17 protein-coding genes and 1 pseudogene are annotated in these 17,821 nt (G+C 44.2%); 3 read left to right on the forward strand and 15 right to left on the reverse strand.

What is annotated here, in order from left to right; genetic code table 11:
* Positions 1–87: 87 nt before the first annotated feature.
* From FRZ06_11855 to FRZ06_11870, 4 genes are all read right to left on the reverse strand, one after another.
* The gene (locus FRZ06_11855) at positions 88–1,155 is read right to left on the reverse strand and encodes an HD-GYP domain-containing protein (GenBank protein QOX63979.1); all 1,068 of its coding nucleotides are present in this window, start codon (positions 1,153–1,155) and stop codon (positions 88–90) included.
* 147 nt (positions 1,156–1,302) lie between these two features.
* Complete coding sequence (locus FRZ06_11860; GenBank protein QOX63980.1) at positions 1,303–2,178, reverse strand: PHP domain-containing protein; 876 nt, start codon at positions 2,176–2,178, stop codon at positions 1,303–1,305.
* Positions 2,175–2,714: a DJ-1/PfpI family protein gene (locus FRZ06_11865; GenBank protein QOX63981.1), complete on the reverse strand. Its 540-nt coding sequence runs from the start codon at positions 2,712–2,714 to the stop codon at positions 2,175–2,177. The genes FRZ06_11860 and FRZ06_11865 overlap by 4 nt, the downstream gene beginning before the upstream one ends.
* 83 nt (positions 2,715–2,797) lie before the next feature.
* Positions 2,798–3,460 carry a hypothetical protein gene (locus tag FRZ06_11870; protein QOX63982.1) on the reverse strand — a complete coding sequence of 221 codons (663 nt, stop codon included), beginning with the start codon at positions 3,458–3,460 and terminating at the stop codon, positions 2,798–2,800.
* Positions 3,461–3,610: 150 nt separating this feature from the next.
* Here FRZ06_11870 and FRZ06_11875 point away from each other — a divergent pair, with 150 nt between their 5' ends.
* On the forward strand, positions 3,611–4,105 hold the full coding sequence (locus FRZ06_11875; GenBank protein ID QOX65917.1) for a MogA/MoaB family molybdenum cofactor biosynthesis protein: 495 nt from the start codon (positions 3,611–3,613) through the stop codon (positions 4,103–4,105).
* A gap of 158 nt (positions 4,106–4,263) precedes the next feature.
* On the opposite strand, the pseudogene FRZ06_11880 reads toward FRZ06_11875, so the two are convergent.
* From FRZ06_11880 to FRZ06_11895, 4 genes and pseudogenes are all read right to left on the reverse strand, one after another.
* Positions 4,264–6,267, reverse strand: a pseudogene (locus FRZ06_11880) (hypothetical protein).
* Positions 6,264–7,787 (reverse strand): ABC transporter ATP-binding protein, encoded by a 1,524-nt coding sequence (locus FRZ06_11885; GenBank protein ID QOX63983.1) that lies wholly within the window; start codon positions 7,785–7,787, stop codon positions 6,264–6,266. Before FRZ06_11885 ends, FRZ06_11880 begins: the two are co-directional and overlap by 4 nt.
* 91 nt (positions 7,788–7,878) lie before the next feature.
* Complete coding sequence (locus FRZ06_11890; protein ID QOX63984.1) at positions 7,879–8,991, reverse strand: BMP family ABC transporter substrate-binding protein; 1,113 nt, start codon at positions 8,989–8,991, stop codon at positions 7,879–7,881.
* A 213-nt stretch (positions 8,992–9,204) separates the two neighbouring features.
* Entirely contained in the window at positions 9,205–9,789 is a 585-nt protein-coding gene (locus tag FRZ06_11895; protein ID QOX63985.1) for a xanthine phosphoribosyltransferase, read from the reverse strand.
* Between the two features lie 376 nt (positions 9,790–10,165).
* On the opposite strand from FRZ06_11895, the gene FRZ06_11900 reads away from it, so the two are divergent.
* Positions 10,166–10,681 carry a ferritin gene (locus FRZ06_11900; protein QOX63986.1) on the forward strand — a complete coding sequence of 172 codons (516 nt, stop codon included), beginning with the start codon at positions 10,166–10,168 and terminating at the stop codon, positions 10,679–10,681.
* A gap of 157 nt (positions 10,682–10,838) precedes the next feature.
* Here the strand turns inward: FRZ06_11900 and FRZ06_11905 are convergent, their stop codons facing one another.
* The 7 genes from FRZ06_11905 to FRZ06_11935 all read right to left on the reverse strand — a co-directional run bounded on the left by FRZ06_11905 (position 10,839) and on the right by FRZ06_11935 (position 16,717).
* A complete protein-coding gene (locus FRZ06_11905; protein ID QOX63987.1) occupies positions 10,839–12,464 on the reverse strand; it encodes a hypothetical protein in 1,626 nt (541 codons plus the stop codon).
* A 116-nt stretch (positions 12,465–12,580) separates the two neighbouring features.
* The gene (locus tag FRZ06_11910; protein QOX63988.1) at positions 12,581–13,873 is read right to left on the reverse strand and encodes a copper amine oxidase N-terminal domain-containing protein; all 1,293 of its coding nucleotides are present in this window, start codon (positions 13,871–13,873) and stop codon (positions 12,581–12,583) included.
* A 273-nt stretch (positions 13,874–14,146) separates the two neighbouring features.
* Positions 14,147–14,611 carry a chemotaxis protein CheX gene (locus FRZ06_11915; GenBank protein ID QOX63989.1) on the reverse strand — a complete coding sequence of 155 codons (465 nt, stop codon included), beginning with the start codon at positions 14,609–14,611 and terminating at the stop codon, positions 14,147–14,149.
* Positions 14,604–15,029, reverse strand: coding sequence for a bacteriohemerythrin (locus tag FRZ06_11920; GenBank protein ID QOX63990.1), 426 nt, complete (start codon positions 15,027–15,029; stop codon positions 14,604–14,606). The genes FRZ06_11915 and FRZ06_11920 overlap by 8 nt, the downstream gene beginning before the upstream one ends.
* Positions 15,030–15,154: 125 nt before the next feature.
* Positions 15,155–15,463 carry a DUF3892 domain-containing protein gene (locus tag FRZ06_11925; protein ID QOX65918.1) on the reverse strand — a complete coding sequence of 103 codons (309 nt, stop codon included), beginning with the start codon at positions 15,461–15,463 and terminating at the stop codon, positions 15,155–15,157.
* A 98-nt stretch (positions 15,464–15,561) separates the two neighbouring features.
* Positions 15,562–16,374 carry an alpha/beta hydrolase gene (locus FRZ06_11930; GenBank protein QOX63991.1) on the reverse strand — a complete coding sequence of 271 codons (813 nt, stop codon included), beginning with the start codon at positions 16,372–16,374 and terminating at the stop codon, positions 15,562–15,564.
* A 61-nt stretch (positions 16,375–16,435) separates the two neighbouring features.
* On the reverse strand, positions 16,436–16,717 hold the full coding sequence (locus FRZ06_11935) for a hypothetical protein (GenBank protein QOX63992.1): 282 nt from the start codon (positions 16,715–16,717) through the stop codon (positions 16,436–16,438).
* Between the two features lie 155 nt (positions 16,718–16,872).
* On the opposite strand from FRZ06_11935, the gene FRZ06_11940 reads away from it, so the two are divergent.
* Complete coding sequence (locus FRZ06_11940; protein ID QOX63993.1) at positions 16,873–17,796, forward strand: tyrosine-type recombinase/integrase; 924 nt, start codon at positions 16,873–16,875, stop codon at positions 17,794–17,796.
* Positions 17,797–17,821: the final 25 nt, after the last annotated feature.

The following is a 17,821-nucleotide window of genomic DNA, read 5'->3' on the forward strand; positions in this document are numbered from 1 at the left end:
CTTGTCCTTATGCTGTCTTTAAATTAATCATAACACTTCTGAATACATAGAAATGCAAAATGAAACATTTAATCTCTAGTATTGTAATTATACAATTTCAAAAACTGTTATATTTAAGGATTGATAATCCGCCAAATCCATCTCGTAAGGTTCGACATCCTCTCCGTGATCCATAAAGATCCTGACTCTCGGCCGCATGCAGAGCTCCTCATAGTTTTCGACTACGATTCCTGTAAGTCCATTGCTGAGTCTGACGCAGGTGCCAATGGGGTATGGTGCAATTTTCTTGACAAATACCTCCACAACCTTTGGGTCAAATAGGCTCATGGTGGATGCCATGATATATTCCATTGCATCGGAAGGAAGCATCGCTTTTCGATAAGGTCGATCGGAAGTGAGTGCATCGTAAACATCGGCAACAGCAATAATTCTGCCGTACCAGGAAATTTTATCGCCCTTCAGATTGTTTGGGTATCCGCCGCCTTCATACTTTTCATGATGATCCAAAATTCCCATATAGGAAGAATTGGAGACACCGTAGCCCTTCTTGATATGATTGCAGCCAAGCAGAGAGTGCGTCTTAATTTCCTCAAACTCAGCGGGACTAAGCTTTCCTGGTTTATTGAGGATATCTTTATTGACAAACACCTTCCCAATATCATGGAGCAGTGCAGCAAATCCTAGATTACACAGCTGATCGCGCTCCAATTCCAAAGCTACCCCAAGAACAATGCTCAATACAGCGACATTGACCGAATGATAGTAGGTATAGTCGTCAAAAACTTTCATATCGATCATATTTACCATAAGGTGCTTATTGGCAAAGATTTGATCTACTATATTTTCAATTTGCAGCTTCGCAGACTTAATGTCTGTTTTGGCCTCAGGGCTGCCCTTCTCACAGTGGATAAAGATATCCTTTATCCCTTTTACCGTTTGGGCTCTAACGCTGTCATTGATTATGTTAATAATCTGAATATCCTTGGAAATGTCATCTTCAATATAAACACCGTTGTATTGAAGACGCTCGATCGCCTTTACGTACTCATGGCTCAGAACTGTGCCGCTCGTCAGCATAAGGTCTCCATAGTTATTGTACAGGTTATCACCAAGAATCATGCCTTCCCGCAAGCAGTATGTCGGTACAAATCTCATATTTTAAGGCTCCTTACCGTAACCCTGTCATTCAACCAAGCCATTAACATATACAAATACCCTCCAAAGAAAAATATCGCCTTTATTCTCCCGGCGTTCTCTCCAACTACCGAAGATCAGTCAATGGAACCATTATAGCATTATTTTTCAATAAATACCATTCTGAATTTCTGAGGCCATCTTATTTTCGTCAAATTTCGCGTCGGTGTAAAATCCACCGATTCGAATGCCGCTCTCGTATTCGGTTCCGTGAAAATCCGAACCTGCAGTAGTGATCAGCTCGTACTTTTCCGCAAGACTTACCAGCTGTTTCGTTTCCTCCGGAGTATGGCTGCTGTAATAGCACTCCATCCCCAGCAACCCCAAGCCCTTTAATTTTGCAAGCTGCTTGTCCAGCCCGTCCCAGAAGGTTTCATTTTCATTCTTTACCAAACGGGCAATCTTCATCGGATGAGCCAGCACCGGGACACCTCCTGCCCCTCGGATCAGCTTGATTGCTTTTTCTGCTGATATTTTTTCCCGATGAACGCGCCTTACAGTTTCAGACCGCATGAATTGTCCCTCTGCATACGCATCTCCATAAGATGAGATATATCCCTTACGCAGCAGCGCCAAAGCAAAGGTAGGCTTGCCGATATAATCCTGCCCGCTGCGAAGCTGCAGATCCTCCATGGTCAAGTTGCAGCCGATTTCATTCAATGCAGATAGCAGTTTCTCATTCCGTTCTACACGCTTTTGCCTTATGCACTCAATTTCCTCGTTCATTTCTGCATTGTTCAGGTCAAAACCATATCCCAGGATGTGCATATAGATCTTTTCGTCATCTTCCGTGGATAACTCTACACCATGAATTACATGGATGCCGTGACGTTTCCCTGCGTCGATCCCTTCTTTAAGACCTCCCATACCGTCATGATCCGTAATTGCAATGGTACGTACTCCATTCTCTTTTGCAAGCAGCACAAGTGCTTCCGGCGACATGGTACCATCAGAATAGTATGTGTGCAGATGAAGGTCAATCATACAATCATGGCCTTTCTGAGTCTCTGAGCAGTCTCTTCATTTTTCAGCAGCGCAACAATTGCAAGCCCAAACTCAATAGCGGTCCCAGGTCCTCTTGAGGTCAGAAAATTTCCGTCGCGCACAACTCTATCTTCTGTATAATCTGCGCCAAGCAGCTGCTCCTCAAAACCCGGAAAGCTGGTAGCCCGTTTTCCCTCAAGCAGAGACAAACCTCCTAAAACGCTGGGGGCAGCACAAATCGCAGCCAGCCACTTCCCTTTTTCTGCAAAGTTCTTAAGGTTTGATGCAAGGCCCTCATGGGCAGCCAGATTTTTCGTACCTGGCATTCCCCCCGGAAGAATGATCATTTCGCAGAGATCGTAGTCGGCTTCTTCAAATAGAAGGTCTGCTGCTACATAGATATCATGAGCGCCTCTAACAGAATGCTCCTTTGATATCGAGACCATTTTGACCGGAATTTCAGCCCTCCGCAAAATATCCACTACAGCCAAGGCTTCAATTTCTTCGAAGCCATCTGCCAAATGTACATATACCATTGTTTCCCCTCCTATGCGTTATCAATTGGAGCCTCCCTCTTTTTGAAAGAGTCTGGCAAGATTGAATCAACTTTTCCAAGATTTTATGAATAAAACATTCTCCGCGGTTTTGTCAATTTCCAAGTCGCGGAAGCAAGAATGAGCAGTAAAACGAATGCTACTGCAGAATTAGCAAATACGCTGAGCCTGGCAAAGCGCTCCGTAAACATCAGGGGCAATACATCGTCAGCCCCATAAGATATCGGAAAGATTAATTGGTAATAAAATAATCGAATGGATTCTATATTAAAAGTGATGTGAAGAGCAGCCTGCGCTGCTACAAAGAAGACAATACCCAGTTTGAATGCTCCACGCAGTTCATATTTCCACTTCTTATGGAGAAAAATCCAGTAAAGAGCAATCATAATAAAAGCAAAGCCTCCAAAAGCGTAGAGACTATCATTTAACAGCTTACGCGCATGCTCCATATTGATTTGTTCCACAGTTCCAAAGACATTCTGATCCCGATCTCTGTATTCGATAAAGAGATCGAATTCTTCAATGGATCCTTTCATAAAATCCGAGAAGAAAGTGCCCAATTCATCATCACCCATGCCCAGGTCTATCTGAGATGATATTTCCTGACTATTAAACTCATAGATATAAATATCCGGCATTCGGAACACAATATTGCAAGCGCCCAGTATGGTGACCGCCGCCACGCAAACTGCAACGAAAACAGCTAAGATTTTATATAAAATACGCATTGCTACCATCCTTATTATCATCAACAAGACATTAATTCTTGTGCTTATCTTTTTGCTTATACTTGTGCTTTATACTACTATCATATAGAATATTTATATAAATTCAAGTGATAATTTTTATTAGATATAGTTACGGAGGGTCTTATTATGATCTACAAAGTCGGAATCATAACTGCTAGCGATAAAGGCTATGCAGGAACAAGAAAAGATCTGAGCGGTCCTGCTATCGAAGAGGTTCTGTCTCACTTCAAAGGGTTTCAGGTTCAGAAATACGTTATGCTGCCGGATGAAAAGGATATGCTTTCCAATATGATGCGTCAGATGGCAGACGAAGACCAACTCGATCTAATCCTGACCACAGGAGGTACAGGCTTTTCCAAGCGGGATGTCACTCCTGAAGCAACTTTGGAAGTGATCCAGCGACGTACGCCGGGTGTTCCGGAAGCAATGCGAAGCATTTCCTTCCAAATCACTCCCAGAGCAATGCTCTCCAGAGCAGAAGCCGGAATCCGAGGGAATACACTGATCGCGAATATGCCGGGAAGTCCGAAATCAATCAAGGAGATTTTGGAATATATTCTTCCCTCCATTGAGCATGGTCTCGATATTCTAAAAGGCAATACCGCAGAATGTGCACGTCCTTAGCCTTCTATAATAACGACCGCAAACGCGCACGGCCTTAGCATTCTTTAACAAACCGCAAACGCGCACGGCCTGAATCCTCTTCAAACAAATAATAGAAGGAAGTCCCTGCCTATAAAAGAAAAACAAGCCCGCGGCGATGAACCTCCGCGGGCATTTTCTTATCGGTCTTCTCGGAAGTACGGAACACTCAAATCTCCAGGCCCCATATCTTCCTTTCTGCTTTTTCTGGTACTGATAATTACGATGATAATCGTCGCCAGGTACGGGATCATATCCACCAGATACTGTGAAACGTGAATGCCCATACTCTGAAGCCTGAAACCAAGGATATTCAGTCCACCGAACAAAAATGCTCCGATCAGCGCCTTCGATGGTTTCCAGGAGGCAAAGATAACCAAAGCTACTGCAATCCAGCCTCTTCCTGCAACGACATTTTCCTGCCAGACAGGAATGGTTACAAGCGACATGTACGCACCCCCCAGGCCGCAAAGCGCGCCTCCCAAGATGATGTGAACATATTTATAAAGATTTACATTGATTCCGGATGCATCGGCGGCAGCCGCATTTTCACCAACGGCTTTCAGGTTGAGGCCTTTTCTCGTCTTCCAAAGATATAAAGACGCGCAGATGGTGATAAGGTATCCGAAATAAATGAAGATGTCCTGCTTAAAGAACGTCGGTCCGATCACAGGGATGCTGCTGAGAAGCGGAATCTCCATAGTTGAAAAAATCGCCTTCACCGAAGCCGGTGCAGGAACTCCCATGAAGCTCTTCCCTACAAAGCTCGCATAACCGCTTCCGAAAATCGTAAGGGTCAGTCCTGTAACAACCTGATTCGCCCGCAAGGTTACCGTCAGCACAGCATAGACAGCTGCACCCAAAGCACCTGCTCCGATGGCTCCCAAAAGTGCAAGGAAGGGATTTCCTGTCCAAAGCCCAACTGCAAAGCCCATTACTGCACCCATCAGCATCATTCCTTCGACACCCAGATTCAGGTTTCCGGCTTTCTCGGTAATCAGTTCACCAAGGGTTGCGAATAATAGCGGTGTACCAGCAATGATTGCGGCGGCTAAAAATGCTGTCATTTACGCCACCTCTTTCTTTCTACTCTGAATTCCCGAAAAACTCAGCTTATATGTGAGGAAAAATTCACTTCCTAAAACAAAGAACAGGATGATGCCCTGGATCATGTCTGCTACCGCCGCAGGAACTGCCATGGCAATCTGCAGATAAGCCCCTCCCTGAAGGAGAATCGCAAAAGAAATACAAACAACCATAATAATCGGTGCCGACAGTCGTCCCAGCCAGGTGGTGATGATGGCAGTGAAGCCATAGCCTCCTGATAGGGTTGCCGTCAAGGTTCTTTCAATCGCGGAAGCCTGGATCATACCGGTAAGTCCGCAGAGCCCTCCGGAGATCAGCATGGAAGTGATGATAACAGAATTGATGTTCATCCCTGCATATCTTGCTGTCTCGATACTCTCTCCTACAACGGTGATCTCAAAGCCTTTCTTGGTATGGTTGATGAAGATATAAACCAGTGCAACCAACACAAGCGCAAAGATCCAGCCAATATGCACGCCAAATAAGGACGGAAGTACCGCATTGGGTGTAAAATTAGCGATTTTGGGAAAACCCTGAGATGCAGGATCCTTCCATGGACCATACTGCAGGAAGGTGACCCATTTAATTCCAATATAGTTCATCATTAAGGTAAAGATTGTTTCATTGGTTCCGAATTTTGCCTTGAATATTGCCGGGATAAATGCCCAGATTCCGCCGCATACGATAGCGGCGGCGGCCATCGCTGTCAAAGCCAGTGGCGTTGCCAGAGTTTCTGGTATATTCAGTGCAACCAGCGTCGCACCAAAGGCTCCCATGATGATCTGGCCTTCTCCTCCGATATTCCAGAATTTCATCTTGAACGCAACCAGAATACCGAGGGATGTAATGATCAGTGGAATCGCCTTTACGATGGTCTGCTGAATCCTGAGTTCGGTACCTAATGCACCCAAAACGATCTGCTGAAATACAGCCAGCGGATTAAATCCAAGAATTGCGATAACCAATCCCGCACAGATGAGAGAAAATAGGATAGCGATGGCTCTGATCACATATTCCTGACGTTTGGGCAGCTCTGCCCGTTTCGTTATCTTAATCATGCGGTCGCCTCCTTCTCCATGGTGCCGCCGGTCATCAGCAATCCGATTTCTTCTTTCGATACGACAGACGGATCGACGATGCCGGTAATTCGCCCATTACACAGAACCATAATGCGATCGCAAAGATCGATCAATACATCAAGATCTTCCCCGATGAAGAGTACGCCAACTCCCTTTTCCTTCTGCTCATTCAGCAGGTCGTAGATTTTGTAGGACGCACCAATATCAAGTCCCCTTACCGGATATGCGGTAATGAGAACCTTGGGATCCGAGTCTATTTCTCTTCCCAAAAGAACCTTCTGAATGTTTCCTCCCGAAAGTTTTTTAACAGGAGAATGAATTCCCGGGGTTTGAATATCCAGCTTTTTTACTATTTTGTTAGCCTTATCTACACAATCAGCACGTTTGAGAAATACACCCGGCTGATTTTGATAATCTTTTAGTATAATGTTATGAACAATATCCATCGAGCCTACAAGTCCCATGCCCAGACGGTCTTCCGGAATAAAGCCCATACGGATGCCAAGCCTTATGATATCTCGCGGTGTCTTTCCCACGATATTCTCTCCGTCGAAGAAGATCCTGCCTTTTTCAGCGTGGATCAGACCGGCAATGGTTTCGCACAGTTCCTTTTGTCCGCTGCCTGCAACACCAGCAACACCGAGAATTTCTCCCCCGAACAAAGTAAAAGACACGTCCTCAAGGGCATGCTTCTTCTCACTGTCTATCACCTGTACGCCATCAACATCAAGCAGCGTCTTTTTTTCTTCTAGTTTCTTCTTTTCGATGGCAAGATCCACCTTTTTCCCAACCATCATTTCAATGAGGTTTGGCACGGCTACGCCTGCGGTCTCCACAGTTTGTATGGAGCACCCTTTTCGGAGAACAGTAATCCTGTCACTAATCTCCATAACTTCATTGAGCTTGTGAGTGATGATGATCACTGCGCAGCCCTGTTCTTTCATATTTCGAATAATCCGGAAGAGCTTCTTGATTTCCTGCGGCGTAAGAACGGCAGTAGGCTCGTCCATGATTAGTATTTTCGCGCCTCGATATAAAACCTTAATAATCTCCAATGTCTGCTTTTCTCCCACAGACATATCGTAAACCTTTTTATCCGGGTTGATATCCAGACCGTACTGATCGGATATTGCCTTTACCTTCTTGGTCAGTTCCCTGCCTTTCATAAAGAAACTGCCGCTCTGTCCCAGAACGATATTTTCCTTAGCGGTCAGAACATCGACCAATTTAAAATGCTGATGGATCATACCGATCCCCAGCTTAATGGAATCCTTTGGTGAAGAAAAACGAACTTCCTGTCCCTGTATAAAAATAGAACCGCTGTCGGGGCTATAAATCCCCGACAGCATATTCATCAAAGTGCTTTTTCCGGCCCCGTTTTCTCCCAGAAGGGCGTGGACCTCTCCGCTATATACAGTTAAGTTCACATCTTCGTTGGCTTTGATAACCCCAAAGGTCTTGGAGATATTCTCCATTTGAATTGCAACATTTGATTGCATGTTAAGCCCTCCAGATGATTACGAGTGAACCGTTTATTTAGTTATGCCCGGCGTGTTTTCCACACCGATGATTCTACTTAGTGTTTGTATCTTATTGGCTGGCTCCGGTTGCTCCTTCAACGAGGTAATCCATTGTCCAGATTCCCGCTCTGTCAAGAGTGGTTCCTTCAGGAACAACGATATTTCCTTTGTTGTCTTTGATCGGTCCGACGAAGATCGGGAATTCACCTGCTTCAATCTTAGTCTGAACTTCCTTTACCTTGGCCTGTACGTCTGCAGGTACGAGATCAGACATGTCTGCAAGTCCTACATAACCGTCTTTCATTGTACCATAGTAGCTTTCCGGTTTCCAGGTTCCAGCCATGATTTCTTCGAATGTTTTGATAAAGAATGCTTCGTGCTTCCAGATCGGTGCTGTCAGGAATGCCTTTGGAGCAGCAGCTCTGCTGTCAAGATTGTATCCAATCGCGTATGCACCAGTAGCTTCAGCCGCAATCTGCGGTCCTGTTGTATCACAGTGCTGTTCCAGTACGTCACAGCCCTGAGCAAGCAGCGCTTCAGCAGCAGCTTTTTCGTTGGCAGCATCTACCCATGCATTGGTGTAAACAACTTTTACTTCAGCATTGGGGTTCACGGATCTTGCACCTAATGTGAACGCATTGATTCCGATGAGAAGTTCTGTATAAGGGAACGCCGCTACATAACCGATTTTGTTTGACTTGGTCATGAGTCCTGCAACCATTCCTGCCAGATATCTTGGTTCTTCCATAGCACCAAAATAGTTTCCGAAGTTAGTATCATTCATCTTGTTTCCGGAGAAGTGGATGAATTTCACTTCCGGGTATTCGCCAGCAAGTTCTTCCAGCGCATCCATGAAGCCATAGCTTGTCCCTACAATAACGGTAGCGCCCTGATCGATCATGTTGATTGCTGCGCTCTTGACAGACTGTTTTTCTTCCGGAACAGATTCTGCCACCAGCGTTGCGACTTTACCGCCGAAGTAATCTTCCATTGCCTGTCTGCCTCTGTCCTGAGCCTCTGAGAAACCGCCGTCACTCTTTGGTCCAATATATATGAAACCAACGGTCAGTTCTGGTCCATCTGTCTTTCCGGGCTCCTCAGCAGATTCTTTCTTTCCGCCGCAGCCAGCTAAAGATGACATTACGAGAGCAAGTACAAGAAATAATGCTAAAAACTTTTTCATAACTTCATTCTCCTCCATAATCCTTGTTAGCCTCGGTTGCTTTTACAAACCGTGTTATACTTTGTCAGCCGATGCTATTTAACAAGTGAAATAATTATAATATATTATAACCACGTCATTTCCCCTACGTAAAGAGGAATCCGGTAATTATCTTTATTATTTCGGAAAATAAATGTTTATAGTTCGTGTTATGCCGAACATCCACGCATCATATTATTTGAGTCGTTCGGAAAATGTAATCTCGCCATCTTTGATTGCTTCAATCACCGCGAGTGATTCGACACGAATATCCAGATCACGAAGACGCTTGCTGCCACCTTGAAACTGCTTTTCGATCACCGAACCCACACCGGCCAAGCTAGCACCTGCTTGCTCCACTAGATTGGAAAGGCCTAAGGCCGCTTCTCCGTGAGCGAGAAAGTCATCGATGATCAAAACCTTATCTTCTTCTTTGAGAAACTTCTCCGAAACCCTGACCACGGAGGTAGTTCCTTTTGTAAAGGATTTGACCTCAGCGCCGTAAAAGCCTTCCGTCATTGTACTCGGAGCAGCCTTTTTCGCAAAAACAACAGGAATATTTCCAAAATGTCTGGCTACCATGCAGGCTACTGCAATACCGGAAGCTTCAACGGTAAGAATCTTCGTCACTTCACAGTCCCGGAACCGCTCTGCAAATTCCTGGCCGATCTGGTCGAGAAGCTCAACGTCGATCTGATGGTTTAAAAAGGAGTCTACTTTTACGATTTCCGTTCCGATCGCAACTCCGTCTGCTACAATTCTGTCCTTAAGAATCTTCATTTATTCCTCCAAGCGTTCCATTCCGCTGCCATTCTATAAAGTCTGCTTCTCATCCTTTGTCAAAGAAGAGTATCTGCCAATAAAAACACCAAATACATTCTACAGAATTCGACTTTCAAAATCAAGGATAATGTCAGATTCGGATGAATGTATTTTTTTCACCAATTTCAATCCTGCTGCTTCTTTCTTAAATTGATTCCTCATTTATCATATTTTATTGAATTGTCATGAATATCTTTTTCCAGGAAGGGTAGAAAATAATCAGAGTAAGAGGAAAACTTACCTTATAAAATATACGTCTATGCCATACGTTATAATAGGACACGATGGAAAACCGTGTTCATTACCATAAAATAAATAACAGGAGGGAACGATTATGTTATCAAAAGAAGTAACGAAGCTCTTAAACGAGCAAATCAACAAAGAGTTTTATTCAGCCTATTTGTATTTAGATATGTCAAACTACTATGATCTGAAAAATCTCAACGGCTTCTCCAACTGGTTCAAGGTTCAGGCTCAGGAAGAGCGAGATCATGCACTGCTTTTCATGAACTATCTACAGAATAATAATGAAGAGATAAAGCTGACGGCCATTGCCGCACCTGATCAAGCCTATAGTGATTTCAAAGCACCGCTTGAAGAGTCACTGCGGCATGAGAGAATGGTAACCGCCTCCATCTACAATATATACGAGGAAGCAACGAAGCAGAGGGATTTCCGGACACTTCAGTTTTTAAACTGGTTTGTCACAGAGCAAGGAGAAGAAGAGAAGAATGCAGAAGATTTGATCGACCGCTATGAACTCTTCGGCTACGATGCAAAGAGCCTGTACTTACTGGATGCAGAACTGGCTGCAAGAGTCTATGCAGCACCCACTTTGGTTTTGGACTAAAACGACGCAGTTCAGGTTCCTGCCTATTGTTGGCCGAGCCTGATTATAATAAGCTCCGCAAGCATGGAAACATGCTGCGGAGCTTTATTAATCCCATTAACAGTTATGTCTGCCTCTTCATTCGGTTAATCATCTCTTTCAGTTAAGCGTACTGTATTCAATTCAGAATACCTTTGCAGGCGGTTCCCGTAGACGTATTATAGAAATAGATGGTCTTACCGACAATGTCAACGTCTCCGATCTGTGCTGTATCCGAGGTCTTGAAAACAACATTGCCTGCCTTGTCAAAGACCATGATCCGGTACTTTGAAAGCTCTGTTTCTTGAAAGGTACAAATCAGATACTCATCTATATTTCCTGAAAGCTTCACTCCCTCCAGCGCTGCTCCAAAGTTTAAATTCACTCCTTCACCGCTGTAGAGATTATGATTCAGCCCATCCTGCCAGTAAACGATTCCTCCAAGAACGGCAAACTTCTCAGCGTAGTTGGGCAGCTGGACCATCTGCCTGACAAACTCCTCACTGCCATCTTTCAATGAAATCTTATAGAGAGCGCCTTGGTGCTGATAATATAAATAGTCCCCTTCTTTCTGAAAGCTCAGCGCTTCATACCTGCTCATGCGAACCGTTTCATTTGTCTTGATATTCACACGGTAAATTCCGTTTGTTTCTTCCTTAGTTCCGTTCATGTAAAACCCAAGAATGTAAAGATATTCTCCGTCAAGATAAACGTCGTCTGACCCGCTTCCCCCGCTGCTGTCCGCACTGACAACCCATGCCCATCCATAGAGATAATCTGGATTCCCAATGGGCTTAGGTTCTCCGTCTCCGATGGCAATGAATAAATTCCCCGGCCCCGGCGCGCCTCCTGTCCAATAAGAAACTCGTTTCTCACCAAAAGTCTTGGATCGTGTATAGCTGTTTTGCAGCACAGCAGTACTTCCATCATCGTTGAGCTGGATTAAATGGTCCGATCCCATAGTAGCTCCGCCCTGATGGTAAAACAAATATGCCGTTCCCTTTTCAACGTATAAATTTCCGTATACAAATTCCCCCTGACCATAACTCCAGATGGGAAGCTGATAAATCGTCTTTGTCTTAACCGGTTCCGAAAGACTCACCTGAACGATCTGTCCTTTCGTGTCCTCATAATATGCGGCCGTTTTGGTTATCGTTGCATTTTCTGGAATGCCCTTGTTGTTCTTTTTAGCATTTTTGCCTGCGAAATTAATTTGCGCTAAGGTTACATTATCTGAATTGATAACCAAGCCGTCCTTTGCGTCGAATCGGTAGTCCCATCCGAATTCATTGACCCCAAACTCCCAGGTCATAGGAAAATAAGTAATATCACGGAAGGAGAGAAGCGGATATTTTAATTTGCTGTTATCGACTGTATTTCCGTTGACTTTGATGGGAAATACAGGGATGCTTGCCTGATACGATCCCTTATTTGTCACTGCTGAAGCATAGGGCAGATATGCTGCCGTGATACCTGTTTTTTCTACAATGAGTCCATCCTTATTCCCCTTCCATTGTGTTTCCAGTCCTAGAAAACGGCAGCCGCTATAGGTCATAGGGAAATAAGTGATCCCTTCATATACGATGAAGGGATATTTACTTTTTTTATAATCAACTGTAGTTCCGTTTACAGTAACCGGATATCCCGGAAGTGTTATCGTTACTTTTTTTTCAGCTGTTGCCCCAAAAACTGGTTGGGATATGCAGACTGCAATCGTGATAACAATCAGCAGCCACACCTGCCGTCTCACTCTGATTCTACTCATACGCTCCTCCACAAAGCGTCCGCGGGCGCAGACACTCTTCTCCTTTAAGGTATACCCTTACGGCATACCCCTCATTGATCAACTTCCGCCGCAGATTTCCTGCAGCGGCACAACGATTAATCCTTATAAATAGAAATAGATCCGTCAGCCTCCTGATGCAGATAAGAAGGAATGCAGTCTACCGTTCCATAATGCATTCCAAATGCACCCACTTCGGGTCTCCAAAGGTGATAAAGGGGGTAGGTGTCAAAATCTTGATACTTGTTATCATTTGCATTGGTTTCTATGCTGGCAGCCGAATCCGTATTCCACCCTTTTGTGACTTGCAATGCCCTGATTTTCGCTCCTTCTGATTGAGAAAAACAGTTGGTACCATCAAAGGGATTTGACATTGCCATGGCAATTACGGCTTTTGCTGATGTGCTGCTGAAATCCATAACCGCAGAAGGCTTCCTGACCACTTCTCTTCCGTCAAGGTCAATGACAAGATCCACCTGTTCAGATGATACGCACTCACTGTAGAACCGAATCCTATGGGTGGAACCCTGCTCTAAAAGAATATTCTGACCCCAGCGCCATTCACTTCCCTGCCGTAAAAACACAGTCCATCGGTTATACCCCGGATGTGACGGGTCTTCGATAAACTGAAATCCACCCTCCGCATTCCCGCCATCTCCTTCCCAGTCAAAGCCAAAGTAGACATAGGGGCAGTCTCCTTTTTCAGCCAGTGAAACTTTCGGCAATGTTACTTCCGCTTGAATTCCTGTAAAGCCATTAAAGCCCAGCTGCTTTCTGGAAAAAATACCGGTCGTGCCACCATTGATATTAAGAGGTGTGAGATTTTGATTTGAGTAAGAATTCGCTGTAACCAAACGTGTTTTGCTGTCCCAGCTGACTTGATATCCATAAGCTTCAAAAACTGTGCGGAGCGGCAGGTAAACTCGATCTGCTTTTATTACTGCTGGAGCAGACGTGTTCACTTTTTTTCCATTCAAATCGATTTCGTTTTTTCCAACAGGTATGGTAACCTTTGTGTTACCCTTCCAAGTGATTACGGTCTTTGTTTCGTCATCCCAGCTTACCTCACAGCCAATGGCGCCAAGGCAGGCACGGACGGGCAGCATGGTGCTGCCTGTATCGGAGAGGTATGGGAACCCGGATTTTTCATTGAATTCCACTGGTTTCCCGTCTACAACAACGCCAGGCGCTGCTTCCCCAATGCCCGCAGATTGAGCGCCAGCCCTTTCCGTTCCAATCCCCAGAGATTCTGCTTTAGCCCTTTCCGTTCCAATCCCCAGAAATTCTGCTCCAGCCCAGGCTTCCCCTCCAAGCGAGGCAAAAAAAAGAATGCCTGTTACAGCAACCAATAAAAGTCTTCTCAATATCATCCCCCCAAATCCCCTTGCCATTTCGTTATTTGTCCTGCGAAGTGTTTCCGCTGACTTGTCACGGTTATCATATCAAGATAAGGGTCTCATCTCAATAGTCTCGCTGCTTTCGTAACGAAAATGTAAAGAATAGAGGCAGCCACTTGCATAATAAGAGAAAATCTCATGATGACAGGGAAAGGGGGTGCGTCAGGACGAAAAAAGGGTGTCTCAAGACATTGGATTTATTTCGTAGAATCCGACTGTCGTATTGAGGCACACCCATTTATAATACGTCCATTTTTATTTAATAAATCAATTCATTTTAAGCTGAAGTTTAATGTCCACCACACCGATTTCTGAGTCCAGCTTCGTGGAGAATATGTATGTTGTTTCATCGCCGGCCATTTCGCCACTGACTTCATTAACCTTTGGCGGAAGAATATCGCAGATTACATTATGAGTAGAGAGGTCGGTCACCGCGTTTCCGCTGATAATATTTGCAATTTCTCCAAGTGCAGAGGTTACAAATTCGTCGATCTCCGTAAATTCCATTCCACTCATCAACTTTACAATTTCTAGACTTGTCTCCGATGGGAAGCGATATTGTATTTCACCGCTGAGATCCCCGGTAAGACCTATTGCAACCCCTACCTGATCATTGTTTTCAGCTTCAGTGTTTTCGTTTTGATTCGCAGCCTCCAACGTGTCTATATCGAGCAGAAGTTTGAGCGTCTGACGTGCTGCATCTGTAAATGGCACAAGATAATCTTTACTCATTTTGCTCAGCCTCCTTTTTTCTTGCATAGTTGGCAATCTTCTGATCATCCGCAGCAACATGATTGATCAGCCAAGCGAGAAGCTTTCCCGCAAACTGCTGAATCAAAACTTCCTCATATCCCGTTTTCTCATACTGCTCGGAAACAGTTCCTACATATGCCACCATATCATTATGTACCTTTTTATGTGCTGCTGCTTCAGGGTAACCAATTTCAGCCTGATACGCTTCTTCATCTTGAAAATGGATTACGACGTAGTCCTTCATAAAGGAAAGTGTCTCGTTTACCTGGCTAACCTTTTCGCTCCATTCCTTATCTGAGCGAAGGGTTTCGACAAAGGCAGTAACACGAGCAAAAAGCTCTTCGTGCTGGGTGTCAATCTCCGGAACGCCCACATTGTACTTTTCTCTCCAAATCATTTTTCGGTCCCTTTCTGTACAGAATATTTTTCTTATTCTATCATATATACACAGAAAATGACATTTTAAAACAAGATTCTACAAAGAAAAAATCCGCCGAGCTTTGATATTTCTCGGCGGAGTGGCTACATTTCGTCCGGTGTCATGGACGGCAGGTTACCAAGGTTATTGCCATCGCTTTCATCCGGAAGTGATTTGAGATATTCACTTCCATTTCGAGTAGCGACACCAACTCCTCTGATTCCATCCTGTTTCGCCAAAGCTACAGCCTCTTCCTTGTTAAGAATCTGTCCGTCTTCCAACTCATAGCCTGAGATTCTGCCCTGCTCCTTGACCAGCGCCACTATTTTTTTTGCATTTTCATTGGGCGTAGGAATATATTCCATGGCCAGCATCGGCAGCCTTGACAAATCCGCATTTTTCTCCTGCATCATCATTCCTCCAGTATCCTGATCATTTAAATTAGCTTATCAGGTTTAGTTTCTTCTGATTGGCAAAAGATATACGGACGATTCACTCAGGAAATCAAATCTCATTCTGCGAGAAAATCCATCAATTCTCTATTAAACCGTTCCATTTGATCATAGAAGAGAAAATGACCGCAAGATTCAAAGGGAACCAGCTTTGAATTACGAATTCCATTCTTCTGGGCCTCCGCCAGCGGGAAGAGGCAAACCTTGTCATCAAGGCCGTGCAAAATTAATGTAGGAACGCGAATCTCATCCATATCCCTGAAAAGAACTTCCTGAATCCAGGTGTTTGCAACCGCGGCAGTCGCCCATCCCGAGGCTTGGAGGCCCAGCTGATAAATCCAGTCAGCCAAAGAAGGAGTTACAAAGTTATGAAAGATCATCTTTCCAAAGCCCACAAGCATATTGGGCCGATCGGTATATGTACCTTCAATGATATCCAATACCGCCTGTTCCGGCAATCCGTAAGGGAAGTAAGGCCGCTGAATCAGACTGGGTACTGCTGCAGCAAACAACGCAAGCTTTGATACGCCATGCCCCTGATGCCTTGCCATATAGCGTACCGCAATTGCACCTCCTGTAGAGTGGCCTCCCAAAGTGATGTTGCGAAGCCCCAGTGCATCAATTACTGCCCGGATATCGTCAGCAAGCCTGTCATACCCGTAACCGTGCCAGGGTCTGTCTGACTGACCAAAGCCTCTGGTGTCCACGCCAATGCAGCGATATCCATGCTTTGGCAGCTGATCATACTGATACTCGAAAAGATTATGATTCCCAGGCCAGCCATGGATGAACAGAATGGTTTTTTCTCCAGCAGGATTGATATCCTCCACAAAGACATTGACATCCGGCTCTACGTTTACATAAAAACCCATAAAAATACCCCCTAAGTTTCTGTTTTTTTCAGAATACTCATTTAGGGGGAATAATGTGACTCTATAGGATTTCAAAACCCTTTTCTAATCCGTGTTTTACCCGATCCGCTTCTTCCGCGCGCTTCCCATTGTTCCACGTGCTCAGGTTGCCGGTAAGGTAACCGGTTATCCTGCGAATTCTTTCGAATGGCTCCGGCTGAAACTGGTAGCTAAGATCCGCATATTCTCCATCCAAGGTGATTTGCAAGCTCTCCAGCCTGCGATTGTACTTTTTCTCCAAATAATCTACATAAGCCTGTTTTTCTTTTCCATTGATCTCTTGACCTGTTACTGTAATTTCCATGTCTCTCCCCCCTATCAATTGTGTTGTGATATTATTTTATTCCCATATTTGGTAGGAGTCAAACAAAATCAGCGTTTAATTTCATCCATCTATATTCAAAGCGCAAAAATAGATTCATAATAGAAATATCAAAAGAACTACGGAGGAAATTATACATGCTAAATCTCGCATCTTTGTACACATCCTATCTCGATTACTGCCAGTACCAAAAGAATTTAAGTATTAAGACACTGAAAGCATACCGCATAGATCTTACTCAATTCTTAGTATTTATTAATGAGCTCGACGGTTCTCTCACCAAGAAAAATCTGTCTGAATTCATGACTTCTTTACATAAACGATATCAGCCCAAGACTATTAAACGTAAGATGGCTAGTATTAAGGCGTTTTGCAGCTGGCTCGAATATGAAGAATATATACAAAACAATCCCTTTAACAGGATGAATATGAAATTCCATGTACCCCACATTCTACCCAAAACCATTCCGCTGGATATCATCGAAACGCTTTTATTGGCAGCTTACCAAGAATTACAAGGCATAAAGACTTCTGAATTTAAAGAATTGGTTGTACTTCGAGACATAGCGGTATTAGAGCTTTTGTTCGCCAGCGGTATGAGAGTATCGGAGTTATGCTCCTTAAACTCTGATGATATTAGCCTGACAAGCGGGCAAATACGCATTTATGGTAAAGGGGCAAAGGAGCGTATCATAACTGTCACCAATTCATCAGTTCTCAGCGCATTAAAAAAATACAAAGTAGAAGTAGGGAAGCAAGTGGGTTTTTCCGAATGCTTTTTTATCAACAGAATGAAAGACCGCCTCTCAGAGCAGTCTGTTAGAGCCATTATAAGAAAATATGTTCAGAAAGCAAAAATCAACCATCACCTGACTCCACACATGTTTCGTCATTCCTTCGCGACACTTTTGTTGGAAGAGGATGTAGATATTCGATATATACAGCAGTTGTTAGGTCACAGTTCCATTACAACTACCCAAATTTATACTCACGTTTCAGTAAAAAAGCAAAATGATATTCTGAGTTCGAAGCATCCTAGAAATAAACTGTCAATTAAATAGTTCCTGACATTGGAAGGGCTGGTGT

It is taken from the genome of Clostridiales bacterium (assembly GCA_015243575.1).
GTDB classification, from domain to species: Bacteria; Bacillota; Clostridia; order Peptostreptococcales; family Anaerovoracaceae; genus Anoxybacterium; species Anoxybacterium hadale.